Here is a 25,006-nt window from a genome sequence, read left to right as displayed (position 1 = left end):
GATAGCCACATCAAGCCTACTTCACGCTCTCCGCGACTCCATCCGTGTCGACGCCTGCGGTCAAGTCGACTCAACCAGCGAGAGAGTTCATCAGCCGGTCGACCAGCGCGATTATCTCGGAACCGACCCGTTCGTGAGTCGCGGGCGACCGACGGTAGGGATCATCGACGTCGTCGGCATCGGAGAGTGGGATCGACGAACGCAGCACACCGGCCTCGACGACGGTGTCGAAGAGGGGTCTCGAGCGGGCAGATCGAGTAGCGACGGGCGGCGACTCCTCGAGGATCCGGACGAATTCGGCAAGGGTGAAGGTGCGTTTCAGTGCGAAAGGAAACTCCCTCACAAGTTCTGATCGTTGTTCTCGCGTCATGGTGAGCACCAGGCTGGACGCGCGAATGTTCTCTGCGTCTGCCTGGACGGCGAGGTGCGCCGGGTCGGCTCCCTCTCGGCTCGCGATTTCAGCGGGTAGGCCGTCCATTCCCGATCCCACTACCGCGTGCAGTCCGACGCTCGAGACGAGGATGTCATCTATGGACGCCTCAGCCATTCTCAACCTGAGGACCTTCTCGGCCAGCGGCGACCGGCAAATGTTGCCGGTGCACACGAAAGTGATCAAGGTCGGTCCGACTGGTGCGACAGGCGAGCCGAAGATGTCGCCGATCATCAGGAGCGATTGGCCTGTCGTCGCATCTCGCGTCTTGTCACGGCTTCGGCGGGAGCCGGCAGAGCGCGAGTTTGATCTGCCGTTGGCGGATCGGCAACGGGTGCGATGCCGGAGCGCGGCGAGAACAATGTGGGGTCGAGTTCCCGCGCTGCAGCGCTGATCGGATCCTCGGCTGCGGGTACCGGCTCGGACTCCTCGGATGGGCGCGTCGTGTACGCACCGTAGCCGTAGCCGTAGCCATACGACGATCCAGGGCCGCGCCGGGGCACACGATTGAGGATAATCCCCAGGGGGCGCGCGTTGGCCCGCTCCAGGATCTGCATCGCTTTGCTGAGACCCTCGTAGGTGGTCTTGTTGACGCTCGCGACGACGAGCGCACCGTCGGTGTTATGGGTCAGGATGGCGGCGTCGGTGACGGGGATCAGCGGCGGCGCGTCGATCAGCACCATTGCCTGACCGGACAACTCCGATAGCAGCGAATGCATACGTTCCGACCCCAGCAACTCGCTTGGATTGGGTGGGGTCTTCCCTGCCGCCAAGATCATGAGCCGGCCGGAGTTCCCCCATGGCTGTAGAACATCCATGAGCTGGGATCGGCCTGCCAGCACGTCGGTGAGACCTACCCCTTCGACGAGGTTGAAGGTCTTCGAGACCGTGGGCCTCCGAAGGTCGGCATCGACGAGGACGACGGGCTGCCCCGCTGCTGCGAGGGCGATCGCGAGGTTGGCGATGGTCGTGGACTTGCCGTCGCCGGGGAGAGGGCTGGTCACGACAATTACGCGGGGCGGGTTGTCGACGTTCATGAATTGCAGGTTGGTGCGCACTTCGCGTAATGCCTCGGCGACGGCCGCATCGTCGTCGATCTGGGAGTAGTCCGTGGCACCATCCATGGAGACCAGACGGTCACTGTCGGTAAATCGGCGATCTATCGGGATGGATCCGATGACCGGCACCCCGACCTCCTTCTCCACGGCCTCCGCCGAGCGAACGCGTCGATCGAAGGTGTGGCGGATCATGGCGTATGCGAAACCGCCGATCAGACCAGCTATGAGGCCGATGCCGATGGCGAGGCGCGTGTTGGGCGAACTCGGACTGCTCGGTAGCACCGCGGAATCGAGAGGGACGAGCTGGACAACTCCGACGCCGGTCGTCGGAGCGGTTCCGCCGTTCTCGACGACCTGGATCTGAGTGGCGATACCGCGCAACCAGGCTTCGGCGAGATCGCGAGCGTCGGTCGGGGTCGGCCCGGTGGCACTGACCTTCAAAAGTGCAGTGCCCGAGGGATTGGTGACCGTGATGCGATTGACGAGGCTCTCCGGTGCGACGCCCTGGAGTCCGAGATCGTCGATCGCAGCCTGCGCGACCGCACGAGAGCTGCCGATGTCGATGTAGGACTTGACCTTCGACTGAGCCAGGTTGTCGCCGACGAGTGCGTTGCCCGTGTCGTCGTTGCTGCCGGCAGAGACGTAACCGCTGGCGTCCGCTGTGTAGACCTTGGGCTGGATGAACGCCCAGCCGAACCCGACGATGCCGCCCAGTAAGACGAGCGCGATGATCGCCAGCCAGTGCGCGCGAACGATCTGTAGATACGAACGCAGTTCCATGTCTGCCTCAATCTCATCGGGGAGCTCCCAGGCGCTCCGAAGGCTCCACCATTGCGGCCACCCGGCCGATTCCAACATTGTAGGGGTGCACATTGCCAGAGCAGGACCGGCGGCGTCACGCCTCCCCCTCACGGACCTGACCTCTCAGTGTGCACTATCGTGACACTATGACCGGCCCCGGACTTCGGATCAGCGCTATCGGTGTCACCATCGGCCTCGACCTTCACAGAGTCGAGGCCCAAGGCCGGATGGACATCGAGCGGTCATGGCAGGCGGCGAAGGTCGACCATGACAGTCACGATCTGATTCTGTCCGCTGCGCTCGTCGGTGAGGAGAATACCTCGGCGGATGTCCTTGGCGGCACGGTGAGAGAACTCTCCGCATTGCTTTCGACACGTGTGACGCTCGCTGCCATCGAACAGCGGAAACACGAACTCGTGATGCTGCACGCGTGTGCCATCGCTCTGCCCGAAGGAGACGTGGTGGCCTTCGTGGGGCCATCAGGCCGGGGGAAGACCACCTTGGCAACGGCCCTCGGCCGCCATTTCGGTTACGTCACCGACGAGACCGTGGGCATCGCGGCCGACGGCACCGTGCTCCCCTACCAAAAGCCGTTGTCGGTCATCGATGCGCTTGACCCAGGCGCCAAGAAGCAAGTCTCTCCCGCGGCGCTCGGGCTTCGCTCACTGCCCGACCGCGCGCTTCACATCGCGGCCATCGTTCTTCTCGACCGGGACGACACAGCCCCGGAGCCCCCCGTGGTTGACGATGTCGACCCCGTTGAAGCGCTGGTGCGCCTGGTACCCGAGCTCAGCTACCTTCCGGAGCTTCCGAACCCACTGCAACGTCTCGCTGATCTCATCGACGGTGTCGGAGGAGTCCGGCGCCTTCACTATCGAGAATCTACGTCGGTGCCGGTACTGGTGCCCGAAATCATCGGAGCACAACGCAGCACCAACTGGCGTCCACTTCCCGTCGCATCGTTCACCTCACCCTCGGCGGAGTGCTACACCCGAGTGCAGGCCCTGGACGCCATCGCGATCGATGAGTACGCCGTCCTGCTGCTCGGGAGCCGTGTAGTCGTTCTCGACGGGATCGGCCCCGCGATCTGGGACTCTCTCCATGACGGCCCGACGCTCGACGTAGTCGTCGCGCGAGTACTGATCGCAGTCGGGCCGGCTGGCGACATGGATCCTTCGCCGCTCGTGATCGCCGCACTGGACGCCATGGTGGACTCGGGCGTCGTTGAGTATCACAATTGCGCGGAGCGTACGCCGTGACGATCTCAGAGGCTGCCGACCTTCGGCCGAGAGAAGCGGTGATGCTGCTGGCGGCGCTCGTGTCGCGCCGCGCGGAGGAACGGGGCATCCGCATCCTGGTCGTGAAAGGCCTGGTGCTGGAGCAGCTCGGATTACGAGCGCGGCGGAACTACGCCGACGTCGACGTGATCGTCGAACCGGCGCACGCCGAGGATCTCGTCGAGGCCATGGGAGACGTCGGCTGGCGGCCACGCACTCATTACTGGGTCTTCGACCTGCTCGAACAGCACTCCACGACCCTGATGAACGATGAATGGCCCGTGGACCTCGATGTGCACCGTTTCTTCCCGGGGTTTCTCGGGGAACCCGAGGATGTCTTCGAGGAGTTGTGGTCACACAGGCAGAGCTTCACATTGGGGAATCACTCGGCGACCGGCACCGACAGAGCAGCATCAGCGGCCATCGCCGGTCTTCACGCGCTCCGCGGTATGTACACCGACCGTCAGAAGACCGAGTACTCCCATCTTGTGGACCTCTTGCGCGCGGACGACGAACTCGGTCATGGCGTCGTGGAACTGGCTGGTCGAACCGGCAGCCTAGAGACACTTCGCCCAATGCTTGAAGAGTGCGACCTTCTGCGCGGCGTGCCGGTCAATGACTCGGACGCACTTAGAGCGTGGAAGCGAAGAATCGCGCATCGCTCGCGCACCGGTCAGTGGCTTACATACCTCGGATCTTTGCCCCTACGGCAGCGACCGGCCGAATTGGGCAAGATCATCTGGCCACCGGCCGACCTGTACGTCCAGGAGCACCCAGAACTCGCTGGATCGGTCAAGGGCCTAGTCGCAGCTCGCGTGAAACGCTTGGCCTACGGGTTCAAGGGACTTCTCACAGTTCGGCGCTCTCGACGCACACTGTGATTTGAGTCGTCTGGCCGCGCGAAACAGGTGGCTGTGGACCAAGCCCACAGCCACCCACCCCCGCGAGGATCAAGCCTGCATCAGTTCAGGCTCACACCCAGGCCGGAGACATCGTCGTTGTCAGAGGAAACCATGATGCCGAGGACCGGCTTGGAGCTGCCGACCTGAGCGGACCAGCTGATGGCCGGCATCGAGATGGTGGCACCGTTGCTGATGGCCGCGTGGATGAACACCGTCGATTCCGGGCTCGCCGACACGAGGACCCAGCCGGCCGCCTGATAGGCGGTGACCACGTCGGTGGTCAGAGTCCACGAGGCGGTCTTGGTGTTGTAGACGGTGATCGTGATGTCGCCGGAGTTCAGCCCGGGAACACCTGCGCTGTTGTAGTTGAGCGCGCCGCCCTCGTAGGTGGCCGTGCGCTGGGTTGCGCTCGTGCCGGTTGCGGCGAGAGCACCGCTCACGAATGCGGTCGGGCTGTCGAAGACCTCGCTGGCGGCGGCGAGCGGGGTCGCGACCGCGAGCGCGATCACCGGTGCGGCCCAGGCCGCCGCAGTTGTGACCTGGCGGCGGGTAAGCCCGCGAGTCTCACCTGCAGACTCACCCGTGAAAGTGGACTCGGAGTCGTGGGAAGGAGTGAAGGTCATAGAGGGTCCCCAATGTCGAAGTTCGATGGATCGCTCGGGGCCGGAAGGCCCTCACGCGCGTGTCGAAAGTAACGAGGGCGACGAGTTCGATCAGCTGGACGACGAGTTTTTCACCCTGCGATTCACCCTTCCGGACGACCGCAAGAAACCCGATAGGAGATCGAGCCACTCCTTCTATTAAGGTGAGCGCTGTGACCGCCCTCTCTGACTCCCCTACTGGCGCCTCCGGCGGGCCGTCACTCGTCCGTCGACTGGCGCGGAATCCGTTCGTGAATCTGGTGGCCGCGATCGTCGTTCTCGCCCTCGTGCAGACGTTCTTGGTGCGGCTGTACTCGGTGCCGTCGGGGTCGATGGAGTCGACGCTCGAGGTCGGGGATCGCATCCTGGTCAATCGGCTCGCCTACCTCGGGGGTGGACCCGTCGACGGTGACGTCGTCGTGTTCAATGCTTCGACGGCTTGGGAACCGGCACCACCGCCGGAGACGAACCCCTTGAAGGCCGCCGCGAAATGGGTCGGTGGCCTGGTGGGTATCGGACCGACCAACGATCACGTGCTGGTGAAACGGGTCATCGCCGGGCCGGGTGAGACGGTGTCGTGCTGCGATGCCGAGGGGCGCATAACGGTCGACGGCGCCGCAGTCGACGAGCCCTACATCCTCGACGATCTGCCGTTCGAAGCCGGAGTGCTCGACTGCTCGACGGTTCCGGCATCGCTGCGCTGCTTCACCCCGTTCACCGTGCCCGATGACCAGTACTTCGTACTCGGCGATCATCGCTCAGCGTCGAGTGACTCGATCGCTCAGTGCCGTGGCGCTCCGACGACCGCTACGTGCGTGCGGCTCGTCGACCGGTCTGGCGTCGTGGGCCATGTCTTCAGCATCGTCTTTCCGTTCACCCGACTCGGAGCAGTCTCATGACTGCGCCGGGTACACTCGACCAAAACCACTAGGGGGCTCCTCTCATGCTCGGAAATCTCAACGGCTGGCATCTGATCGTCGTACTCGTGGTCATCCTGCTGCTGTTCGGCGCGACCCGGCTTCCCGCCCTCTCGAAGGGGCTGGCCCAGTCGATGCGCATCTTCAAGCAGGAGACCAAGGGACTGCGCGACGACGACAAGCCGGGTGACGCGGTCGACACGACGCCGCCCGCGCCCAGCGCACCGTCCGCCACGACGACCGATGTCGCTCCCCCGCTCGAGACGCCGCGCGTGACGCCGGTTCACTCCGACGCGGCGCGCAGCGAGCCCGACTCCGGCAAAAACTGACGATGGTCGCCATCGGAGCGCGGAGCTCGCGCTCGGGCGACGAGCGCGCGCCGAAGAAGCCTCGATCGAAGCGCCCCGCCGACGGGCGCATGTCGCTCGGCGCGCACCTCATCGAACTGCGCAAGCGGCTCTTCCTGGCGGCGCTCGGCATCGTGGTCGGCATGGTCGTCGGCTGGATCCTGTCGGATGCCGTGCTGCAGGCGCTCACCGTGCCGATCCAGGAGCTCTCCGATGCGCAGGGGCGCACTGCCTCGCTGAACTTCACTGACATCTCGTCAGCGTTCGATCTCCGTATTCAGATCGCCTTCACCGTGGGCGTCGTCATCTCGTCGCCTGTCTGGCTTTACCAGATCTGGGCGTTCGCGGTGCCCGGCATGAAGCGACGCGAGAAGCAGTACGCAGTCGGCTTCGTGCTCTCCGCCGTGCCGCTGTTCCTCGCCGGCTGTGCTGCGGGCTGGTTCGTGATGCCGCACATGGTCGTGCTGCTCACCGGATTCGCGCCTCAAGACACCACCGCGTTGATCTCGGCCCGCACCTATTACGACTTCGTACTCAAGCTGGTGCTCGCCATCGGCATCGCGTTCGTGCTGCCGGTGTTCCTGGTGCTGCTGAACTTCGCCGGTGTGCTGACGGCCAAGGCCATCCTGAAGTCCTGGCGAATCGCCATTCTTGTGATCACGCTCTTCACCGCGATCGCCACACCGGCGGCCGACGTCATGTCCATGTTCCTGCTCGCGATTCCCATGGTGCTGCTGTACTTCGGGGCAGCCGGCATCGCGTATCTTCACGACCGTCGCGTGGCGAAGAAGAATCGCGCAATCGATGCAGAGTTGGGTCTCGACGTCATCTGAACCATCACCCGAGTCGCCGCATTTCGTAGCGGCGAGGGTATCGGATTGGGGTGATTCTGCTCACCGCCCATAAACCCCCCAAGCGGGCGTGCACCCCACTCGCAACACCACCCGCCGAGGCGGTACCTATCGCATCCTGCCCGCCGTAGCTTGGTGACTTCCGCCCGCGCCGGTGACCTGAGGCCAGTACCCCAAGGCCGCGCCGTGCGCCATCAGGGGCGGTCGATCCGAAAGCAGAATGCGAATGAGCAAGAACATCAGCGCGCCCGGAATCTCCCGACGTCAGGTCCTGGCCGGGTCGGCCTGGGCCGTCCCCGTCATCGCTGTCGCCGTCGCGACGCCCCTCGCCGCGGCCAGCGAGACGCCCATCCCGAAGTACACGTTCGCCGGCATCTCGGCGACCGGCAACCCCGGCGAGACGCTCGTCGACGACTTCCGCCCCGGCGCACGGGTGAGGACCGACCCCGAGGGCAACCCGGTCGCCGGACAGGTCGTGTCGTTCGTCTACGTGTCCGGCCCGTTCACCATGAACGAGAACACCGCCACCACGGATGGAGAAGGTGCTGCACGAGTCGGCGTCACCTTCGCAGCCAACGCGCAGCCCGGCATCCTGGGTGCCATTCAGGCGTTCTGGACCGGACCCGACGGCGTCAAGTACGACGACACCGTCGACGTGTCGGTCAACGCGGCCTAGTCCGTTCGCTGCGGCGGGCCGGTTCGACATCAAACCGGCCCGCTTCTCGCGTTCATGGTTCGCTACGCTTCCCCCATGACGAGCGTGGATCTCGAGGGGTGGCACGACTTCGCGGCGGCGACTGTGGGGGCCGCCGGTGCGCTCGCGGGGTTGATCATCGTCGCCGTGTCGGTGAACGTGAAGCAGATCATCGCCGGGTCGGCGCTGCCTGCGCGAGCTGGTGCGACGATCGCGTCGATCGCGGTCATTCTCGTGTCGTCGATGGCCATGCTCATCCCCTCGCAGAGCGCCGAGATGTTGGGCATCGAGTTGGTGGCGTTCGCGGCGGCCGCGCTCGGGTTCCAGGTGGATGCTGCGGTGCGGATGCTGCGGAGCCACGACGGGCCACGGTTCGCTCTCAAAGTTCCGACGATCGTGCTCGGGATCGGTCAGCTCTCGGGTGTGCTCGTCGGGGGCGTGCTGCTCATGACGGGCAACCCGGACGGGTTGTTCCATGTGGCGGCCGGGTTCATCGTGATCTTCATCGTGTCGATCGTGAACGCATGGGTGCTGATGGTGGAGATCCTGCGTTGACCTCGATGAGCTGGCCGGCAGACCTCTTGCACTTGAGGGCACGAGACTTCGAGCCCCCAGGCCGAGAGTCTCTCTGGGCCGCTTAGCTCGGTGAAGACGAGCGGGCCTGTTTCCATCACTTAGCGCGACTTCACTCGGGCCCTCCAGCACGTCCTTCTAGCCGAAGCCGACAGGGCAAAGCCTGCTGGGGTTCCTGAATGAGACCTATCGCCAAGCCACTACCCCGCCATGAAACCGCCGCAAACTCGTATCGGCACGAACTAGCCCAAGCGGATACCGATGGTCAGCATTCGTTCGCCCTGCGAGTTCGCAACCGCAGTGCGCACCATGTCACGACGACAACCGGATCAGAGCGTTGATCAGCAACGACACTCCGATCAACAGGTGAACGCTGCCGATGACAGTCATTCCGGTCACCGTGAGGTCCTGCCGTTTGCCGCGCGGATTCCAGCCGAACTCTCGATACATGTAGTTCTGCCAGTCCGTCAGCCGATGGCGAAAGCAAATGGTGAGAACGCCGGACGCACAGGCAAGGGGGCCAACTATCAGCGCTACAACGGTGGGGACCACCCGACCACGATAAGTGGAAAGGTCCGAGTCTCCGGACGGCAGTCCGACCACGGGCCGCTCAGCCAGCCATCAAGGGCCCTGGGCGAGTCCTTTCGAGGCGAGTCTTCGGCCATGACGTACTTGGGCCGCGGTTCGTGTCGCGCTGTTGCACCCCGTCGCCGACCAACACTTCAAGGGTGCCTGCGGGGTCCGAGATCGATAGCGGCGGGGGACGGTTGCGGTGAGGGTGTGAAAGAGCACGCCATGGTGTCTAAGGCATTACTGGGCGACCCGCATAGCATCGCGCGGGCGCGCGATCAAAGGGCGGCGGGCAGGAGCCGATCGAGGTACCGTAACCGGAGATCGCCTGGGCTGGACCTGACCTCGGAAAAGGAGCATCGCGCCGCACCGCAAGTTGCCGGGAACACGGTTCACAGTTCGTGCCACCGGGCGGGAGGGCGTGATCGTAGGGCCTGGCGCCGACGAGCACTGGCAGGTCATCCTCGACGGGGTCGATGCGGTGACGGAGTTCCCCCTCGAGCACCTGCACACCGAGCTCGAGCGGCCGGCACCCGACGGGGGCTGAGAACAGGCTCGCTGAATCACTACAGCACGAACATTCGCCGACGCGACTTCGGGCTAGAAGGGCGGGTCGTCTGCGAGATGTTGTAGTGCAGGGCGCGCGGGCGGACTCGGGGCGGGGCCGTGAGGTGGTGGGTCGGTGATGTGGCGGGCCCCCGAGGGGGACGTCCAGTGGAGGGCGCGGTTCGGGGCTGCAGTGACGGTCCAGTCGGTCTGGTGCTTCAGGGTGTGGTGGCGGCGGCAGAGGGCCGCCAAGTTGGCGAGGCTGGAGTCGCCGCCCTTGGCCCAGTCGAGGACGTGGTCGAGATCGCAGCGGTCGGCGTTGCGCGTGCAGCCGGGGAAGCGGCAGGTCTCGTCGTCGAGGATGACGGCGGCGCGGAGATCGGCCGGCACCTTGTAGCGGTCGCGGCCCACCGAGAGACGCTGGCTCGTGATCGGGTCGATGAGGATGCGCAGGAGCGACGGGGCCGCCGCGGTGAGCTCGCGGGCGGTGTCGAGATCGATGGGGCCGTAGCCGTGGAGCTCAGCCGGCTCGGCGGAGCGGCCCAGGAGGGTCAGCACCGGCACGGTGACGGCGATGTTGGCCGTGATCCCGCGCGCTCGAGTGACGACGTCACTGTCGCCGTCGCGGTGGAGGAGGAGTTCGACGAGCGAGTCGGCTCGGAGCTGGGCGTGGGTGCGCGTCTCATCGGGAGCGCGCAAGGCCCGGCCGAGCTGGTCGAGGGTGTCGTCGATGGCCGTCGCCGCGACGGCGGGGAGGTGGCACACCAGGGTCGCCATGCCGTCGCGTTCTTTCTCGAGCCACACGGCACGCTCTTCGCGGGCTTCACGGTGGCGCACGTCGATCGATTCAGGGTGCATCCGCTCGCGAACCACTCGAGCGTGGGTCGACAGCTGCGTCGGGGTCTGGCGGTGCACGTTCGCCAGGGCGACGACCTCGAACTCGCCCCGGGCGCTCTCGGGAAGCGATCGCGCCTGGCGCACGACGGCTTGTGCGTGGCGGTACGTCAGGTCGCCACGGGTCAGCGCGTCGAGGGTGACCGGCAAGGATTCGCAGAGCATCTCGGCATCGTCGATGCGCTGCGCGGCTGTCGACTCGGGCAGGCCCAGCGTCGTCGCGACCTCGGCGACCAGGGATCGGCGCGCGTGCTCGAGGGAGCCATCGGGAAGCTTCGCCAACCAGGTCGACTTGCGAGCCGCAGCGGCCAGATGCAGCACTGCCCGGGCGTCGAGAACGGCCTGCTCGCGCTGGATGACGGCCACCGCGTCGGCGTCGGCACCGATGCCGCGGAGCAACGATTCGCGCGTCTCGACGACCGACGGGGTGGCGTCGGTGGAGACCGGTTCGAAGATGACTGATGCGTTCATGAGCGTGGCTCAATTCTAGTCCCCGTAGGGTGCGAAATCAATCGAATTCATTGCTTGATCTGGCTTTCTCGACTAGCCGACCATGGTCATCCGTCGGCAAGCGCGGAGCGCGCGGCAGCATCCTGGTCGCAGCCGAGACACGGCCTGCACCCGACATGGCTGCCGCGCGCTACGCGCTTGCCGAAGACGGTGTGGCTGGGTCGTCGAGTGAGCGCTGGCGACGAGGTCGGTCCTACGAGAAGAACCGCGCCGGGGTCAGTTGGGGACTGCGCAGGTCTCCTCTGCAGCGTTCTGACCCGAGAGGCCTTCGATGACTTCGGGGGTGGCCGCCGAGTCTGTCGGAACGGCGTCGGCGGGGGGTGCGGCGTCGGTGGGTGCCGGATCAGGAGCGGCTTCGCCCTCGTCGGCCGAGCCGGTGGGCGCCGAGTCGGGACTGAGGGTGAAGGGCTGGTCGGCGAGGATCTTCGAGAACAGCTCGTCGGCCAGTTCGGGCACGGGCTGCACCTTGTTCGGGTCGTTGACGTACTCGGCCACGGGGTAGGAGACGAAGACGACCTTGGTGAGGTCGATGTCCTTCAGAGTGAGCGCCAGCGAGACCATCGAGTCGGCACTCTGCAGCGAGGTGGACGGCTTGATGTTCTGCGCCGCCGCCTGGGCGAGGCCGTAGACCTTGGTGATGTCGGAGAGGGTGCTCTCACTCTTGATCTTGCGCAGCAGTGAGGAGAGGTACTGCTGCTGCGAACCGATTCGGGACAGGTCGCTGCCGTCGCCGACACCCTTGCGGTTGCGGAGGAAGGCGAGAGCATCCTGACCCTGGATGACCGTGCGGCCGGCGGGCAGGTAGAGCCCCGAATCGGTGTCGGCGATGTCGCCGGTGAGGCAGACCTCGACTCCCCCGACCGCGTTGGTCAGCTCGATGACGCCGTCGAAGGAGGTGGCGGCCGCGTACTGGATGTCGACGCCGGTGATGCCGGAGATCGTGGCCGCGGTGCAGGCCAGGCCGCCGCGACCCCAGGCGTCGTTGAGCGCTTCGCCGCTGCTCTCGTCGGAGACGGTGCCGGTCTCGGGGTCGGTGCACTCGGGCTGCGGGATGACGAGGTCGCGGGGGAAGCTGACGACGACGGCGTTCTGGTGGTCGGCCGAGACGTGCAGCAGGATGTTCACGTCGTTCAGGGTGGCGTCGCGCTCACCGAAGCTCACGCCCTGGTTCGGGTCGTTGTCGGTGCCGACGACGAGCAGGTTGAAGCCGCCCTCGTAGGCGCCGAGGAAGGGCGGCGGGGCGGGCGGGGCGGCGGTCGAGTTGCCGATGTCGACGGCGTTCGAGCTGAACTGCTGGGTGACGCTGGTGACGGCGTAGGCGGTGATCGAGACGACGCTGATCAGGGCTACGGCGGCTGCGACGGCGACCCACTTCAGGATGAAAGAAACGGGTGACGGGGTCGGCCGTCTGGCGTGGTGCATCTGCATGTCGTCTCCCCGGTCGATCCGGGTCATCTTGCCACATGGCGATGGTCGGGGGCTGAATCGGGGGTGGGTAGGTGGCTCTCACCGAGGAGTGCGGCAGTCTGTAACGATCACGGGGTGTGAGGACATGACAGGGTATGGGGAATCACGGGGAATCGGAGGAGCTCGCTCTCTGGGCGAGTGCGCGGGCGGGAGACGAAGCGGCTTTCGGAGCACTCTTCGACCGTCATCGGGATCGAGTCTTCCGGCATGCGTTCCGGGTGCTGGGCGACCGGACCGACGCCGAGGACGTGCTCGGCACCGTCTTCTTGGAGTTGTGGCGGAAGCGCGATGCTGTGCGGGAGACGGACGGGTCCATCCTGCCGTGGTTGCTGGTCACCGCCACCAACACGGCGATGAATCTGCAGCGGGCGGCCCGGCGCTACCGACATCTGCTGGGTCGAGTTCCTCATGACCCGCCGGGACTGTCCGCCGAGGAGGAAGCATTTCTCGCGTCGAATGAGCTCCATCCTGATCTGAAGGATGCGATCGGCTCGCTCAAGGCCGTCGACAGGGGGTTGCTCGCTTTGGTCGTCATCGAGGACTACGCGATCGCCGAGGCGGCGGATGTGCTCGGAATCAGGGTCGGCACCGCGCGGACACGGCTTTCGCGCATCAAAGCGAGGCTCCGGACCGATCTGAGCGGTTCTGCCACCCACCGACTCGCTGCCGAAGGGAATCGATCATGAACGACATAGAGGTGAGGCCCGACTACGCCGACGCCCTGCGCGTGGTGCTGCTGGAATCTGTCGCGTCGGGGAAGAAGCCCTCCACCAGACGGCGGTGGTGGCTCGGCGTGACCGCGGCGGCCTTGCTCGGCATCACGGGAACAGCGGGAGTAGCGGTGGCACAGCTGTCCGCCCCACCTGGGACGCCCATCGTCACCGAGTTCAGCGAACAGGCGTCCGGCACGTTCGTCGGCACCGGGACGCTCGACCTCGGCCCGGTACCGGAGGGTGCGAACGGGATCGAGATGACGGTCACGTGCCTCAGCCCCGGGGCCTTCGACTTCCGTGATTTTGACACCTTCCTGTGCACGGACGACACGACCGACACCCTGTCATGGGGAGTCGTGCCGCTCACCGTGGGCGACCCGTCGACGGTGACGATTGAGACGTCCCCTGACGTTGAATGGTCAATTGCCGCGCATTACTCCAAGACGATCGAGACGGACTGGGGCGTCAACGACGCGGGCCAGACATACGGTGCGCCGAAGGGGCTGGACAATCCTGACCTCGTCCCGGTTTCGGCCACCAATTGCTTGCGCGGGTACGCCTACGCCGACGAGATGGAGTCTGGCGGTCCCACCGGGATGACCTGGGACGAAGCGCAAGACTTCATCAACGGCGCCAATCGGTTCGATCGCTCCATACCCGTTTACCTGTCCGACGGGACGACGGTGATCGGGGAGATCATCATGCCGGGGACCGACTCGCCTCCGGTCACCATCACTTGCTAGGGCAAGAGGGTTCGGCGGGCGAAGGAGAGGGTGACGTGTGGGAGGTCGGCTCGGGGGACGACTGCCGTGAGGGTGGACGTGGGGGTGAGGGGGACGGCCAGGGCGTAGATGAGTGGGTCGGTGTCGATCTCAAGGGCTTCGCGCGGGGTGCCGTCGACGTCGACGGGCGGGCGGGGGCGGACCGCCCGTTCGGTGAGGAGGGCGGCCGAGTGCGCGGGGTGGGTGGGGGTTCGGTCGGTGGAGCCGGGGGCGAGACCGAGCTCGGCGCGGAAGCCGTTTCGGAGGATGTGGTGGGCGTGGGCCACGAGGAGGGTCGGTGGGGACGAGAACTCGGTCGGGGTCTGGTGCCAGGTGGTGCGGACGGCTTCCCAGAGGAGAGGGTAGTGCATCCGCTCGACCAGTTCGAGGAGCCAGGCTGGGCGCGGGTGCGGGGAGGGCTGCTCGAGGGAGCGGAGGGCTTCGGGGTCGAGGTCGGCGAGGTTGACCGGGTCGGAGCGGTCGGTCGGGTTGCGCCAGAGCGTGTAGCTGATGCCGACGGTCATGCTGCCGCCGCCGGTCTCGGTGTTCTCGAGGTGGACGTCGTCGAGGGTCGGTTGGGGGGTGAAGCCCATGACCGGGACAGGGAGTGTCTGCGCCTTGGCGGCCTGGGCGATGCGGGGGCCGGGGGCGTCTTCGGGGAGGTAGCCGGTGAAGTGCATGGGGGCTGTGCCCATGGGTCTGTCCTCTCACTGCGACGGCGGGGGCGGTGCAGGGAGGCTAGCGGGGGTCGCTGGGAATGGGCGACGAGTGTCGACTTGGGCGTAGGGTGCGGGCATGAGGCGCGCGTGGTCGGCTGTCGCGGTGGGGGTCGTAGCGCTGGCGGTGGGGTGTCTCATGTGGGTGGGCGCGGTGTTCGTGAACCTGCACGACGGCGGGGCCGGGGCGAACTGTGCGAGCGAAGGGCCGTGGTCGCCGCTGCCGTTGAACGACGTCGCGCAGGGAACGGTGACCGGTGAGCTGACGATGTTCCCGCTCGGGCGGTCGTGCACCTGGACCGATGGGATCGGTGGGGTGGCCACGGTGAGCGGCGGGAGCTGGCCCGTGACGATCATCATCTACGGGCTCGCATTCGGGGGGCTCGCACTGCTGGTCGTGGGGGCACTGCGGCTCGAGGATGCTCGGCCCACTACGGCGCGGGCGGGCGGGGTGGGGGCGTGAGTCCGCGGGCGGCCGGGTGGGACGCGGTGGGTGGGGCCGGGGTCGTCGCGGTGGTCGGGGGGCTGCTGCTGGCGGTGCCGCCGTGGAGCATCGTGGGGGCGGTCGTGCTGGTGGGGGCGAGCATCCTCTTGTCGGTCGGGTGGGTGTGGCTGGTTCGGCGGTCGTGGGATGAGCCGTGGCCGCCCGATGTCACGCCGTCGTTGCGGCAGCGGTTGCGGCGGGCACGGGTGATGCAGGTGGTGGGCAGCGTGCTCACCGTGGGCATGGTGGGGATCGCGATCTTCGCGCTCGTGCGGCAGGACTGGGGGCAGTTGGCCTACGCGGTCGCTCTCCTCGTGCTCGGCGCGGGCAACCTCGAGCTGCATCAGCGTGCGCTGCGCCGGCTGCGGGATGCGGAGGTTCAGGAGGAGCTCTCGTGACGATGTCGGCCTCACAACACCATCGGAGCGGAGCCACCCATCAGCCACGTGACTGATGCCCCTGGGCGATACTGCTAGGCCGGGGCGAGGAGGGCGTGGGCCGCGATCGCCGCGAGGGAGAGCACGCGGTAGCCCTTCGTCGCGAAGAAGGCCGTGACGCGGTCGGGCTCGACGCTGACGATCTCGCCCGGGCCCCAGAGGGTGTGGCGCACGCGCTGCGACTTCTCGAAGACGGGCAGGCCGGGCGAGGACGGCACGGGCGGGCGGTAGGCGCTGCCGCTGTCGCAGGTGTCGCAGTTGCCGCAGGGCTCCGCGAGGGTGTCGCCGAAGTAGGCCAGCAGCAGCTGACGGCGGCAGCGGGTCGTCTCGGCGTACGAGCGGATCATCGCCAGCCGCGACTCCTCGATGTCCAGCCGCTGGTCGGCGAGGCGCTCGACCGCGGCCACCGCGTCCGACGGGTCGATCGGGCGGGCCAGGGCGATGCCCGTGGCGTCCTCGGTGGCCACGCCCGACTCGACGAGCAGGTTCACCAGGGTGCCGGCGGCGCGGGGCGAGAGGCTGCTGCGGGCGGCGACGGCGACGAGCATCCGCGGGTCGTCGACGGCCAGAGAGCGGATGATCGCCTCGACGTCGGAGGGTGCGGGCCGGCCGCCCGCGAAGAAGCGGCGGAGTCCCAGGTCCTCCTCGCGGTAGTGCAGGGTGGCCCACGCTTGGGCGCCGTCGCGGCCGCTGCGACCGACCTCCTGGTAGTAGGAGTCGAGCGAATCCGTGATGTCGGCGTGCACCACGAAGCGCACGTTCGGCTTGTCGATGCCCATGCCGAACGCCGAGGTGGCCACCACGGCGTCGACGCCGTCGCCCTGGAACAGCTCGTGCACCGCTCGACGACCGGTGGCGCCGAGACCGCCGTGGTACGCGGCCGAGCGGATGCCCGCCTGCGCCAGCTCGTCGGCCGTCGTCGTGGTGTCCGCCCGGGTGGCGACGTAGACGAGGCCCGGCTTCGGCGCCGCCACGACCTCGGCGAGCACGGCGCGCGCCTTCTCGTGCTCGCTCTCGTGGCGCTCGACCGCGAGGTGCACGTTCGGGCGGTCGAAGCCACGCACGAAGAGCACCGGGTCGTGCATCCGCAGTCTCTGCACGATCTCCTCGCGCACGGGGGCGGAACCCGTCGCGGTGAGGGCCAGCACCGGGGGCCGGCCGAGGCGGTCGATCATGCCGCCGAGGCGGAGGTAGTCGGGGCGGAAGTCGTGACCCCAGGCCGAGACGCAGTGCGCCTCGTCGACCACCACGAGGCCGACGCCCAGGGTGCCGAGCTCGTCGATCACCTCGTCACGGGCGAGCTGCTCGGGCGCGAGGAAGATGAACTCGGCCTCGCCCGAGGCGACGGCGCTCCAGGCGGCGGCGTTCGAGCGCTTCGACTGGGAGGAGTTGACGGCGACCGCGTCGTTCGTGCCGGTGCGCTCGTCGATGTGCCGCACCTGATCGAGCTGCAGCGAGATCAGCGGCGAGACGACCACCGTGGGGCCCTCGAGCAGGTGGCCCGCGATCTGGTAGATCGCCGACTTGCCGTAGCCCGTCGACATGACGGCGAGCACGTCGGCGCCGCCCGCGACGGCTCCGATCGCCTCGGCCTGACCGGGCCGCAGCTGCGGCCAGCCGAAGACGCGGCGGGCGACGTCCTCGATGCGGTCGACCAGCTCGCTCTGCACGCCCTCACCCTAGCTTTCCGCCGCCGCCGGCCACCACAGCGGGGTCTCGGCGCGTCCCCCGAAGGGGGGCGGGTGAGCCAAGGGTGAGACTGCGGGTGATATAAGCGACAGACGGTTGGCGCACCGCGCGACACGCCTATGGTGGAGGAGTCGGACCCGATGACGTCTGAGGATTCGACGGCGTCTCGCTACAGCGGTCACCCAATCGCTGCGAGTGCGTAGCGGCCCCTCGCCGGTGAACCCCAAACGATCCGGTGAGGGGCCTTCTTCATGCCCGCGCTGTGCTGGCCGGGCGCGTGCTGCCAGGGGCAGGTCAGGCGCGCGACCAGCCGCGGATCGTGAAGTCGCGGCAGTAGTCGGAGGTGCCCGACACCCGCGCCGTGATCTCGTCGAGCCCGTCGGGGGCGCCGGCCTTCACGAGCGTGAGGGCGGGCACGGCGACGGCGGGTTCGCCCCGGCCGAGCGACGGATGCTCGAGGTCGGCGCGGCCCGCGGCGACGGCCGCCACCGTCCAGCCGTCGATCTCGCTGCCGGCCTCCAGGCCCGCCAGGGCGAAGCCGTTCGACCAGCGCACGCTGATCGTCACGACGCCGGACGCGTCGGCGGCCCAGGGCGCGACACCGACGGTGCCGTTCGCCATCGACACACTGACCGCGTCGGCCTGGCTGTTGGCGGCGAAGTCGACGACGAACTCGAGCGGCGCGACGATGCCGGGCACCGGGCGGGCGGCGCTGCGCGAGCGCGCGACCACGCCGGAGACCCAGGACGCGGTCTCGGCGACGGCCTGGTCGTGCGGAGAGCGATCGCTCGGATCGCTCGGGGAACTCGGGGTCATGGTTCTCCATCAGGATGCGCCCAGGCAGTGGGGAAGTCGGGTCTCCTCCAGGGACTACTGACGCACTACGGAACTTACACTGTCATCGTTGTCATCGCCGGGCTCGCCACTACTGAGATCGATAGGGTTGACACCCTGCCTTCAGGCGGGTTAATACGCTCAACCGAGACTGTGGGGGTCCAGGATGAACGAGAACGGTATGCCGGCCGACGGTGCGCGCGCCGCGATGCTCCTGCTCGACGCGGTGGTGTCGCAGAGCGGCGACGCCACGACCGACGAGAACACACGGGCCATGACCACGGCGCTCGCCGAGCTGATCGGTGGCGGTGCGGCTCCGGATGCGGGGGACGTGGTGGGAGCATCCGTCGTCTGCCTGTCGTGGCTGGCCGGCCATCTCGCGCTGGCCACCCGGCGCTCTCCCGAGGAGGTCGTCGCCGACCTGCGGGAGTTCATCGACGTCTCGGCCGCCCGGGAGGGCGTGACGGGCGTCGATAGAGTGGAGGAGTGACGACCTACCGCATCGGGCCCGACGTCGCGTGGCACAGCTCGGACGACGAGGGCGCGGGCGGAGCTGCCGGCGCCGCTGCTGCCGGGCGTATCGCGGTGCTCGACCTGGCGGAGGTCGGCGCGGTGCCGTTCGTGCTCGAGGGCTCCGCCGCCGCGATCTGGACGGCGGTGCATGAGCACGGTGACGACGGCGCCGAGGGCGTCGTGGCCGCGGTGGCCGAGCGCTTCGGCATCGAGCCGGACGCGGTGCAGGCCGACGTGACCTCGTTCCTCGCGGAACTGGTCGAGCGGCACCTCATCGAGGCGTCGGAACACCCGCTCTGAGTTCTCGCGGCGAGGGGTAGCCGAAGGCCACCAGCGCCCGTCGCAACTCGGCGGCGTCGCTGAAGCCGCTGTGGTGCGCGATCTGCGTGACGTTCAGCACCCCGAACGACTCGCTGCGCAGCATCGAGACCGCGAGCTCGGCCCGCTGCCGGCGGATCTCCCGCGACGGCGTCGACCCCGTCGAGGCGAACACGCGCTGCAGCTGGCGCATCGATACGTTCAGCGAGCGGGCGACCGCCTCTGGCGTGAGCGAGCGGTCGGTGCGGTAGGCGGCGATCTGCGCCATCGCCCGGTCGAGGATACCCGTGTTCGGCGCCTCGGCGGCACCGACGCCCTTGCCCTCGAGGTAGACCGAGGCGACCATCTCCCAGATCAGCTTCTCGGCGAAGTAGCTGGACAGCCGGTCGAGCTCGTCGCCGCCCTCGAGCAGCGTGCCGAGGAACGACGTGGCGGGCGTCAGCACGGCCGAGTTCTGCACCAGCACGGGTGAGGTGCTCGACCGGTCGATGTACTCGTCGACCGCCGAGAAGGGCAGCCCGAGGGTGACGGCGCTCGCACCGCGGAGGGCGTAGGCGGCGTAGCGGCGGCAGCCGATCAGATAGAGCGCTTCACCGGCGCGCACCGCGCGCTCGTCGCGACTCTCGGGGCGCACCATGATCGCGCCGCCGAGGGGCACGATCACCTCGACCGCCATCTCGTCGGGGCGGCAGATCTTGCGCACCGGGGTGCCGCCGGAAGGCACCCGCAGGATGGAGAGCTCGGTCTGGCCGAAGCGGGCGCCCCGCTCCCCCACGGCGCGCTGCCGACGCAGCGACTCCATCGTCGAAGCGCTCGACGACGTCGACGGGTTCGGCGCGTTCTGCGCGTTCTGAGCCATGTCTACCCCCATTGCGTCGACACTCGTTGATCGCTAAGCCACTTCACCATTCAAACGCCCACCGGCCCCGGACGCATCAGCAATCACTACCGAGATGCCACGGGTGAGGCGGCGGCCAGCACGTCGGAGATCGTCGTCGCGAGGGCCTCCACCTCGACCGAACCGACCGCGGGGCCGCCGGCCACGGTGCCGTCGGTGCCGAGCAGCAGGGCCGACGGGTACCCCGGGATGCCGGCCGCCGTCATCACGGCCCGGGCCCCCCGGTGCACGGGGGCGTCGAGCAGCGGATGCGCGGCCGCCAGCCTCGCCGCGTCGTCCGAGGTGAGCGCGGCCACCTCGACCGCCCCGCCGAACCGCTCCCGCCAGCCCGCGAGCTGCGGCGCGACCCGCTCGCAGGCGTGGCAGTCGGCCGACAGCAGCACCAGGAGGAGCGGCTTCGCGCGGGCCAGCTCGACGAGGGGCACCAGCTCCCCGTCGGCCAGCACCTCGACGTCGGGCACGAGCCAGGCGGTGCCGTCGCGGCCGGTCGCCGGGGGCGTCGGCTCGGCGGCCGGTGCGCGGCGCGCGGCTGCGAGCAGAAGGGCCGTCAGGGCGAGCACGGCGGTGGTGGTGGCGAAGAAGGCGGTCCAGCCGTCCGGCGCGAGGGCGGGCAGGGTGAGCACCGCCCCCTGGTGGGTGGTGACGGAGACCACGGCGGCCGCGAGCACCAGGGCGATGTTGCGCCCGGCGGTGGCGAGCGTGAGGGGAGTGCGGAGCATCCCGAAGCAGGCGCAGTCGACCCGGTCGTCTCGGAGCAGCACGCGCACCACCACGACCGTGAACGCGAGGGTGAGCAGCACGGTGGCGATGGCGGCCACGGTGAACAGCGGGGCCGGGGCCACGAGCATGGCGAGGCCGAGCAGCAGCTCGGCGGCGGGGAGGGCCGCGGTGAACCAGGGGCGCCGGAGCGGAGCCGGGACCAGGAGCTCGGCCAGGTCATCCGTGGTCAGGCGGCCGCGCGGCAGCAGCTTGAGGGTGCCGCTCACGAGCAGCACGGCGGCGAGGGTCAGGGCGAGGGCGGCGGCGGCAGCGGTCATCGACGGGACTTCCTCCGGAGCGGGCGACGGCACCCGCAGAGACGGCGGAGCGCCCGGCGGCGACCCGAGTGGGCCGCCGCCGAGCGCCGGACGGGGTGGGTCAGTTGGCCGAGCAGAGGATCAGCGTGCTGCTGACATTGCCCGCGGTCTTCGCGCCGGTGCCCGAGTAGCCGGTGGGGAGCGTCGCGACCGCGTTCAGCTGGAAGGCGACCGAGATCGACAGCGTGGTGCTGAACGCGATGGTCGCGCCGGCCGGGAGGGCGGCGGTCAGGGTGATCTGGCGGCTGGTGCCCGAGAGCACGTTCACCGTGGCGGTGCCACCCGTGACCGAGAACACACCGATGTTGGCGACGCCCGAGCCGGTGATGGTGACGGTGGTGCCGACGGGCAGCGGGGTGGTCGGGCCGGCCTGCAGCGTGAAGCCGGGACCGAGGAGGCCGAGGGTGCCGCAGGTGCCGCGGAGCGCGAAGGCGCCGACGTCGACGATCGAGGCGGCGTGCGCCGGGGTGGCGACGGCCAGGGCGATGACGGGAACCGACCAGGCGGCGCCCTTCATGACGGTGCGGCGGTCGAGCCCCTTCTCGGCGTCGATCGACGTGTTCTTGTTCTGCAGCATGGGTCCCCCTCGAGACGTTCTCCGGATCGCGGCGACGCTCTTCGGCGACCGCTGGATCAGCATTTCGAGGGGGGTGGAGCGGGATGAAGCGGGAGGGGTCGTTCTGTCGTTCCGGTGACCGCCTTTGTCGCGCAGGTCACGTCGCGAACTGTTTACCCGCCTGAAACCGAGGTGTGTCTATCGTTGCTGCATGGGGACCATCGAATTCGAGAACGAGAAGAGCGCACTCGTGCACACGGGTGACGTCACGCAGCCGATCGCGCGGCTCTACCGCATGAAGGACGGCTGGCACGCCAAGCTGGCGCACCTGCACACGGGGAAGGCCTGGTTCGGACCGTTCGAGTCGCCCGAAGAGGCGCTGACCGAGATCGCGTAAGCGGCGGGGTTCGGCGACCGGGTCGGTCTACAGGGGCTTCAGGTCCCCGACCGCGCCCAGCTCCAGCTCGAAGTCGTCGATCGGGCCCGACTCGGACTGCTGCACCGGCACCGCCTTCGACCGGTTCGGGGTGACTGACCGGATATGGGCGCGGAGCGACTCGGCCTCGGCGGAGAAGTCGGGCTCCTCCCCCTCGAAGTCGTCGGGCACGGCGAGCACGTCGTTGCCCATGCCGACCACGAGCTCGGCCGAGCGGTCGAGCCGCCCCGAGGCGGTGACGATGGGGATCACGACCGCTTCCGCGAGGCCCCGCTTGGCGAGGGCAGCGGTGAGCTCCACGAGCGCCGTGGCCACCTCGTCCGAGGTCAGGACGGTCTCGCCGGCATACGTGATTCGCTTCATGGCCCAAGCCTGCCCCGAACGTGCGGTGGGCGCTCGTCGAGCGCGCATAATGGGGCCGTGGGCACACTCATCTACGGCGGCGACTTCGAGATCGAGATCGACGACCGGATGCTCGCGCATCTCAAGATCGTCATCATCGGCAAACTGCGGCGAGCCGAGTCGTGCGCGCTGAGCTGGACCGTGGCGAAGGCGCAGGGCAGCGGACGCGAGACGATCTGGATCAACCCCCACACCGCGCTGCGCTTCCGCTTCGACACCGCGGAGCGGCACCCCATCAACGCGCAGTGGGTCGCGGCGATCGCCGAGACGGCCAACAAGGGCGACATCCAGCTGGTGGCCGAACCGCCGACGGCGGCCGGCTGAACAGGTCAGCCGGCCGCCGTCGCGGTCGTTCGGGGTCGCGGTGTGCGCGGCCTCAGAGTCGGGTTAGGCGCGGCTGCCCTTGCGGCCGAAGATGAGGCCGTAGATCAGCAGCACGACGATCGAGCCGACGATCGCGACGACCCAGGTCTGGATCGACCAGAAGTCCTGCAGGTTCGCACCGAACAGCAGGCCGCCGAGCCAGCCGCCGAGCAGGGCGCCGACGACGCCGAGCAGCAGCGTGACGAACCAGCCGCCGCCCTGACGGCCCGGGAGGATCAGCTTCGCGATGGCGCCGGCGATGAGGCCGAGGATGAGGAAGGCGATGAAGCTCATGATGTGATTCCTTTGTGTTCGGGGATGGTCGGGTACTCGTCCCCGGCAATGCTGTCTGCCGGTTCCGTCTGAGGGGTGACGTCGTCGACGGTCAGCAGACCGTCGGGATCCTTCGGATCACGTTCACCGGTGAGCCGCTCGCCGATCGAGGACTTGTCCTCGTCGCGTGGAGGCATCAGTTCGTGCGGTGCGGGATGTTGATCTCCGCACCCTCGATGTCGATCTCGCCGACGTCGTCGGGGCCGCCCGTGCCGGGCAGCGACGTGACGCGGCTCGCATCGATGTCGGGGTCGTCGAGGGCGGCGGACTCGCCGGCCTCGTGCTGCAGCTCCTCGGTCTCGCGACCGCTCGAGGGGCTGTATGTCATGTCCTTGCGGGTCAGGTCCTCGTCGCCGAGGTCGCCCTTCTGAACATCCACATCGGGCAGTGTGTCTGCTCCGAGCGCGTCGGAATCGGTGTCGCTCATACCTCCTGCCTACTCCTGTGAGGACTCCCAGCAAAGGGGCAGGTGAAGAGGAACGGTGGGGCGCGGCGCCGACAGTACCCGAAACGGTCGGCGCCGCCGCCCGACCTGCGTCGAGGTTAGCGAGAATCCGTTGAGACTCGTACTCCCATAATCGGACAACCGGACGATGCTGGTTCGCACAGCCCTGAATCCGCTCCGGAAGGACTCCTCGTGAAGATCGTCGTCATCGGCGCGACCGGCAATCTCGGCACCGCTCTGCTCCGCCGTCTCGCCCAGGCCCCCGCCGCCACCGAGGTGGTGGGCGTCGCCCGCCGCATCCCCGACGAGACGGAGCCGTACGCCGGGCTCCGCTGGCACGCCGTCGACGTGGGCGACGACACGGCCAGGCGCCGGCTGACGAGCATCCTCCAGGGCGCCGACGCCGTCGTGCACCTGGCCTGGGCCCTGCAGCCCAACCACCTGGAGCACCTGCTCTGGCGCACCAACGTGCGCGGCACGGCGGCCGTGCTCGGCGCCGCGGCCGACGCCGGGGTGCCCCAGGTTCTGGTGGCCTCGTCGGTCGGCGCCTACAGCCCGGGCCCGAAGTACCGCCGGGTCGACGAGGAGTGGCCGACCGGTGGACTGCCCAGCTCGCACTACTCGCGGCACAAGGCGATCAACGAACGCGCCCTCGACGCGTTCGAACGGGCGAACCCGTCGACCGTCGTCACCCGGCTGCGGCCGGGCCTCGTCTTCCAGGCCGACGCCTCCTCCGAGATCGCGCGGCTGTTCGCCGGGCCGTTCGTGCCGCGGCGGCTGCTGGGCCGGCTGCGGCTGCCGGTCGTCACCCTGCCCTCGCAGCTGATCTCGCAGGTCGTGCACGCCGACGACGTGGCCGACGCCTTCTGGCGGGCCATCGAGCGGCAGGCGGGCGGGGCGTTCAACATCGCCACCGAACCCGTGGTCTCGCCCGACGTGCTGGCCGCGGCGCTCGGCGGCCGCGCCGTGCCCATCCGCGCGGCCGTGGTGCGCGCTCTGATGTGGGCGAGCTGGAAGCTCCGCGTGCAGCCGTCCGACCCGGGCTGGCTCGACATCGCGACCACGGTGCCGCTGATGTCGACCGAGCGGGCCCGCGCGGTGCTCGGCTGGGCCCCGACGGTGTCGGCTCCGGATGCTCTCGCCGAGCTCCTGGGCGGGCTCGCCTCCGCGCACGGCAACGCCGGGTCGCCACCCCTCGGCGAGGGGGGCGCCCGGCGCGCGTTCTGACCGGCCCCCGGAGGGGACCGGCCGGGGTCACTGGCCTCGGCCGGTGCTCTTCTGCAGGCGGTCGATGTGCTCGGAGGCCTGCGCCTTGGTGAGGTCGGCCGGGAGCTCCTCCCCCGCCTCGCGGGCGAGGGTGTCGAGGTAGCTCTTCTGCGGCCCGGTCATCGGCTCGTCGCCGGTGACCCAGTCGCTCGGGTCCTTGCTCGCGGTGTTGTCGGGGTCGGGATGGGTGCCGCCCAGGGTCTCGCCCTCGGGCGCCGCCCCTGCCACGGATTCCTCGATGTTGCTCTGATCGCTCATGGCCGTCACCGTACGCCTGCCCCGATCACC

34 protein-coding genes are annotated in these 25,006 nt (G+C 68.4%); 17 read left to right on the top strand and 17 right to left on the bottom strand.

Annotated elements, in window-relative coordinates; genetic code table 11:
- Window positions 1-70 precede the first annotated feature (70 nt).
- Complete coding sequence (locus tag ITJ64_RS10395) at window positions 71-664, bottom strand: hypothetical protein (RefSeq protein WP_194680536.1); 594 nt, start codon at window positions 662-664, stop codon at window positions 71-73.
- Window positions 664-2,268: a polysaccharide biosynthesis tyrosine autokinase gene (locus tag ITJ64_RS10390; RefSeq protein ID WP_194680535.1), complete on the bottom strand. Its 1,605-nt coding sequence runs from the start codon at window positions 2,266-2,268 to the stop codon at window positions 664-666. The genes ITJ64_RS10395 and ITJ64_RS10390 overlap by 1 nt, the downstream gene beginning before the upstream one ends.
- Window positions 2,269-2,435: 167 nt before the next feature.
- Between ITJ64_RS10390 and ITJ64_RS10385 the strand changes: the two genes are divergently transcribed.
- Entirely contained in the window at window positions 2,436-3,548 is a 1,113-nt protein-coding gene (locus ITJ64_RS10385) for a hypothetical protein (RefSeq protein ID WP_194680534.1), read from the top strand.
- On the top strand, window positions 3,545-4,447 hold the full coding sequence (locus tag ITJ64_RS10380; protein WP_194680533.1) for a nucleotidyltransferase family protein: 903 nt from the start codon (window positions 3,545-3,547) through the stop codon (window positions 4,445-4,447). Before ITJ64_RS10385 ends, ITJ64_RS10380 begins: the two co-directional genes overlap by 4 nt.
- Window positions 4,448-4,527: 80 nt before the next feature.
- Here ITJ64_RS10380 and ITJ64_RS10375 read toward each other — a convergent pair whose 3' ends face one another.
- A complete protein-coding gene (locus ITJ64_RS10375; protein ID WP_194680532.1) occupies window positions 4,528-5,091 on the bottom strand; it encodes a hypothetical protein in 564 nt (187 codons plus the stop codon).
- Between the two features lie 191 nt (window positions 5,092-5,282).
- On the opposite strand from ITJ64_RS10375, the gene lepB reads away from it, so the two are divergent.
- The 5 genes from lepB (at window position 5,283) to ITJ64_RS10350 (ending at window position 8,473) form a co-directional block, all read left to right on the top strand.
- The gene (gene lepB / locus ITJ64_RS10370) at window positions 5,283-6,008 is read left to right on the top strand and encodes a signal peptidase I (protein WP_194680531.1); all 726 of its coding nucleotides are present in this window, start codon (window positions 5,283-5,285) and stop codon (window positions 6,006-6,008) included.
- Window positions 6,009-6,052: 44 nt separating this feature from the next.
- Entirely contained in the window at window positions 6,053-6,355 is a 303-nt protein-coding gene (gene tatA / locus ITJ64_RS10365; protein WP_194680530.1) for a twin-arginine translocase TatA/TatE family subunit, read from the top strand.
- A gap of 89 nt (window positions 6,356-6,444) precedes the next feature.
- Entirely contained in the window at window positions 6,445-7,206 is a 762-nt protein-coding gene (tatC, locus tag ITJ64_RS10360) for a twin-arginine translocase subunit TatC (RefSeq protein ID WP_194680850.1), read from the top strand.
- 244 nt (window positions 7,207-7,450) lie between these two features.
- Window positions 7,451-7,900: a hypothetical protein gene (locus ITJ64_RS10355; RefSeq protein WP_194680529.1), complete on the top strand. Its 450-nt coding sequence runs from the start codon at window positions 7,451-7,453 to the stop codon at window positions 7,898-7,900.
- A gap of 75 nt (window positions 7,901-7,975) precedes the next feature.
- Window positions 7,976-8,473 carry a hypothetical protein gene (locus ITJ64_RS10350; protein ID WP_194680528.1) on the top strand — a complete coding sequence of 166 codons (498 nt, stop codon included), beginning with the start codon at window positions 7,976-7,978 and terminating at the stop codon, window positions 8,471-8,473.
- Between the two features lie 330 nt (window positions 8,474-8,803).
- On the opposite strand, the gene ITJ64_RS10345 is transcribed toward ITJ64_RS10350, so the two are convergent.
- On the bottom strand, window positions 8,804-9,043 hold the full coding sequence (locus ITJ64_RS10345; RefSeq protein ID WP_194680527.1) for a hypothetical protein: 240 nt from the start codon (window positions 9,041-9,043) through the stop codon (window positions 8,804-8,806).
- Between the two features lie 439 nt (window positions 9,044-9,482).
- Here ITJ64_RS10345 and ITJ64_RS19135 point away from each other — a divergent pair, with 439 nt between their 5' ends.
- Entirely contained in the window at window positions 9,483-9,608 is a 126-nt protein-coding gene (locus tag ITJ64_RS19135) for a hypothetical protein (protein ID WP_255524902.1), read from the top strand.
- 53 nt (window positions 9,609-9,661) lie between these two features.
- On the opposite strand, the gene ITJ64_RS10340 is transcribed toward ITJ64_RS19135, so the two are convergent.
- Window positions 9,662-10,972, bottom strand: a complete 1,311-nt coding sequence (locus ITJ64_RS10340) for an HNH endonuclease signature motif containing protein (protein WP_194680526.1) — start codon at window positions 10,970-10,972, stop codon at window positions 9,662-9,664.
- A gap of 255 nt (window positions 10,973-11,227) precedes the next feature.
- Complete coding sequence (locus tag ITJ64_RS10335) at window positions 11,228-12,439, bottom strand: LCP family protein (protein WP_194680525.1); 1,212 nt, start codon at window positions 12,437-12,439, stop codon at window positions 11,228-11,230.
- Window positions 12,440-12,573: 134 nt separating this feature from the next.
- Here ITJ64_RS10335 and ITJ64_RS10330 point away from each other — a divergent pair, with 134 nt between their 5' ends.
- Entirely contained in the window at window positions 12,574-13,164 is a 591-nt protein-coding gene (locus tag ITJ64_RS10330) for an RNA polymerase sigma factor (protein WP_194680524.1), read from the top strand.
- Entirely contained in the window at window positions 13,161-13,934 is a 774-nt protein-coding gene (locus tag ITJ64_RS10325) for a hypothetical protein (protein ID WP_194680523.1), read from the top strand. Before ITJ64_RS10330 ends, ITJ64_RS10325 begins: the two co-directional genes overlap by 4 nt.
- On the opposite strand, the gene ITJ64_RS10320 is transcribed toward ITJ64_RS10325, so the two are convergent.
- Window positions 13,931-14,647, bottom strand: a complete 717-nt coding sequence (locus ITJ64_RS10320) for a hypothetical protein (protein WP_194680522.1) — start codon at window positions 14,645-14,647, stop codon at window positions 13,931-13,933. The two genes, ITJ64_RS10325 and ITJ64_RS10320, sit on opposite strands and share 4 nt — an antisense overlap.
- Before the next feature lie 100 nt (window positions 14,648-14,747).
- Here ITJ64_RS10320 and ITJ64_RS10315 point away from each other — a divergent pair, with 100 nt between their 5' ends.
- Window positions 14,748-15,131 carry a hypothetical protein gene (locus tag ITJ64_RS10315; protein WP_194680521.1) on the top strand — a complete coding sequence of 128 codons (384 nt, stop codon included), beginning with the start codon at window positions 14,748-14,750 and terminating at the stop codon, window positions 15,129-15,131.
- Complete coding sequence (locus ITJ64_RS10310; RefSeq protein WP_194680520.1) at window positions 15,128-15,550, top strand: hypothetical protein; 423 nt, start codon at window positions 15,128-15,130, stop codon at window positions 15,548-15,550. The genes ITJ64_RS10315 and ITJ64_RS10310 overlap by 4 nt, the downstream gene beginning before the upstream one ends.
- A gap of 74 nt (window positions 15,551-15,624) precedes the next feature.
- Here ITJ64_RS10310 and ITJ64_RS10305 read toward each other — a convergent pair whose 3' ends face one another.
- Together ITJ64_RS10305 and ITJ64_RS10300 are read right to left on the bottom strand one after the other, a co-directional pair.
- A complete protein-coding gene (locus ITJ64_RS10305) occupies window positions 15,625-17,259 on the bottom strand; it encodes an ATP-dependent DNA helicase RecQ (RefSeq protein ID WP_370545130.1) in 1,635 nt (544 codons plus the stop codon).
- Window positions 17,260-17,572: 313 nt separating this feature from the next.
- Window positions 17,573-18,094: a hypothetical protein gene (locus ITJ64_RS10300; protein ID WP_194680519.1), complete on the bottom strand. Its 522-nt coding sequence runs from the start codon at window positions 18,092-18,094 to the stop codon at window positions 17,573-17,575.
- Window positions 18,095-18,278: 184 nt separating this feature from the next.
- Between ITJ64_RS10300 and ITJ64_RS10295 the strand changes: the two genes are divergently transcribed.
- The gene (locus ITJ64_RS10295) at window positions 18,279-18,602 is read left to right on the top strand and encodes a hypothetical protein (protein WP_194680518.1); all 324 of its coding nucleotides are present in this window, start codon (window positions 18,279-18,281) and stop codon (window positions 18,600-18,602) included.
- On the top strand, window positions 18,599-18,925 hold the full coding sequence (locus tag ITJ64_RS10290) for a PqqD family protein (protein WP_194680517.1): 327 nt from the start codon (window positions 18,599-18,601) through the stop codon (window positions 18,923-18,925). Before ITJ64_RS10295 ends, ITJ64_RS10290 begins: the two co-directional genes overlap by 4 nt.
- On the opposite strand, the gene ITJ64_RS10285 is transcribed toward ITJ64_RS10290, so the two are convergent.
- From ITJ64_RS10285 to ITJ64_RS10275, 3 genes are all read right to left on the bottom strand, one after another.
- Window positions 18,897-19,802, bottom strand: a complete 906-nt coding sequence (locus ITJ64_RS10285) for a helix-turn-helix domain-containing protein (protein ID WP_194680516.1) — start codon at window positions 19,800-19,802, stop codon at window positions 18,897-18,899. The genes ITJ64_RS10290 and ITJ64_RS10285 overlap by 29 nt on opposite strands.
- An 86-nt stretch (window positions 19,803-19,888) precedes the next feature.
- The gene (locus ITJ64_RS10280; protein WP_194680515.1) at window positions 19,889-20,878 is read right to left on the bottom strand and encodes a MauE/DoxX family redox-associated membrane protein; all 990 of its coding nucleotides are present in this window, start codon (window positions 20,876-20,878) and stop codon (window positions 19,889-19,891) included.
- Between the two features lie 100 nt (window positions 20,879-20,978).
- On the bottom strand, window positions 20,979-21,494 hold the full coding sequence (locus tag ITJ64_RS10275) for a hypothetical protein (protein ID WP_194680858.1): 516 nt from the start codon (window positions 21,492-21,494) through the stop codon (window positions 20,979-20,981).
- A gap of 190 nt (window positions 21,495-21,684) precedes the next feature.
- Here ITJ64_RS10275 and ITJ64_RS10270 point away from each other — a divergent pair, with 190 nt between their 5' ends.
- Window positions 21,685-21,870, top strand: a complete 186-nt coding sequence (locus ITJ64_RS10270) for a hypothetical protein (RefSeq protein ID WP_194680514.1) — start codon at window positions 21,685-21,687, stop codon at window positions 21,868-21,870.
- 27 nt (window positions 21,871-21,897) lie between these two features.
- Here the strand turns inward: ITJ64_RS10270 and ITJ64_RS10265 are convergent, their stop codons facing one another.
- Window positions 21,898-22,272, bottom strand: a complete 375-nt coding sequence (locus ITJ64_RS10265; protein WP_194680513.1) for a hypothetical protein — start codon at window positions 22,270-22,272, stop codon at window positions 21,898-21,900.
- A gap of 57 nt (window positions 22,273-22,329) precedes the next feature.
- Between ITJ64_RS10265 and ITJ64_RS10260 the strand changes: the two genes are divergently transcribed.
- The gene (locus ITJ64_RS10260) at window positions 22,330-22,635 is read left to right on the top strand and encodes a hypothetical protein (RefSeq protein WP_194680512.1); all 306 of its coding nucleotides are present in this window, start codon (window positions 22,330-22,332) and stop codon (window positions 22,633-22,635) included.
- Window positions 22,636-22,698: 63 nt separating this feature from the next.
- Here the strand turns inward: ITJ64_RS10260 and ITJ64_RS10255 are convergent, their stop codons facing one another.
- From ITJ64_RS10255 to ITJ64_RS10245, 3 genes are read right to left on the bottom strand one after another with little or no spacing between them, the layout of a single operon-like run.
- On the bottom strand, window positions 22,699-22,968 hold the full coding sequence (locus ITJ64_RS10255; RefSeq protein WP_194680511.1) for a GlsB/YeaQ/YmgE family stress response membrane protein: 270 nt from the start codon (window positions 22,966-22,968) through the stop codon (window positions 22,699-22,701).
- Entirely contained in the window at window positions 22,965-23,144 is a 180-nt protein-coding gene (locus ITJ64_RS10250) for a hypothetical protein (protein ID WP_194680510.1), read from the bottom strand. The genes ITJ64_RS10255 and ITJ64_RS10250 overlap by 4 nt, the downstream gene beginning before the upstream one ends.
- The gene (locus ITJ64_RS10245; RefSeq protein ID WP_194680509.1) at window positions 23,144-23,434 is read right to left on the bottom strand and encodes a hypothetical protein; all 291 of its coding nucleotides are present in this window, start codon (window positions 23,432-23,434) and stop codon (window positions 23,144-23,146) included. The genes ITJ64_RS10250 and ITJ64_RS10245 overlap by 1 nt, the downstream gene beginning before the upstream one ends.
- A 210-nt stretch (window positions 23,435-23,644) precedes the next feature.
- Between ITJ64_RS10245 and ITJ64_RS10240 the strand changes: the two genes are divergently transcribed.
- On the top strand, window positions 23,645-24,679 hold the full coding sequence (locus ITJ64_RS10240; RefSeq protein WP_194680508.1) for an NAD-dependent epimerase/dehydratase family protein: 1,035 nt from the start codon (window positions 23,645-23,647) through the stop codon (window positions 24,677-24,679).
- 27 nt (window positions 24,680-24,706) lie between these two features.
- On the opposite strand, the gene ITJ64_RS10235 is transcribed toward ITJ64_RS10240, so the two are convergent.
- Complete coding sequence (locus ITJ64_RS10235) at window positions 24,707-24,976, bottom strand: DUF3072 domain-containing protein (RefSeq protein WP_194680507.1); 270 nt, start codon at window positions 24,974-24,976, stop codon at window positions 24,707-24,709.
- Window positions 24,977-25,006 lie beyond the last annotated feature (30 nt).

This window comes from Herbiconiux sp. VKM Ac-1786 (genome assembly GCF_015350805.1).
In the GTDB taxonomy this organism is placed as follows: domain Bacteria; phylum Actinomycetota; class Actinomycetes; order Actinomycetales; family Microbacteriaceae; genus Herbiconiux.
The sequence above is the reverse complement of the archived record's forward strand: the minus strand, read 5'-3'. Positions and strand labels throughout refer to the sequence as shown.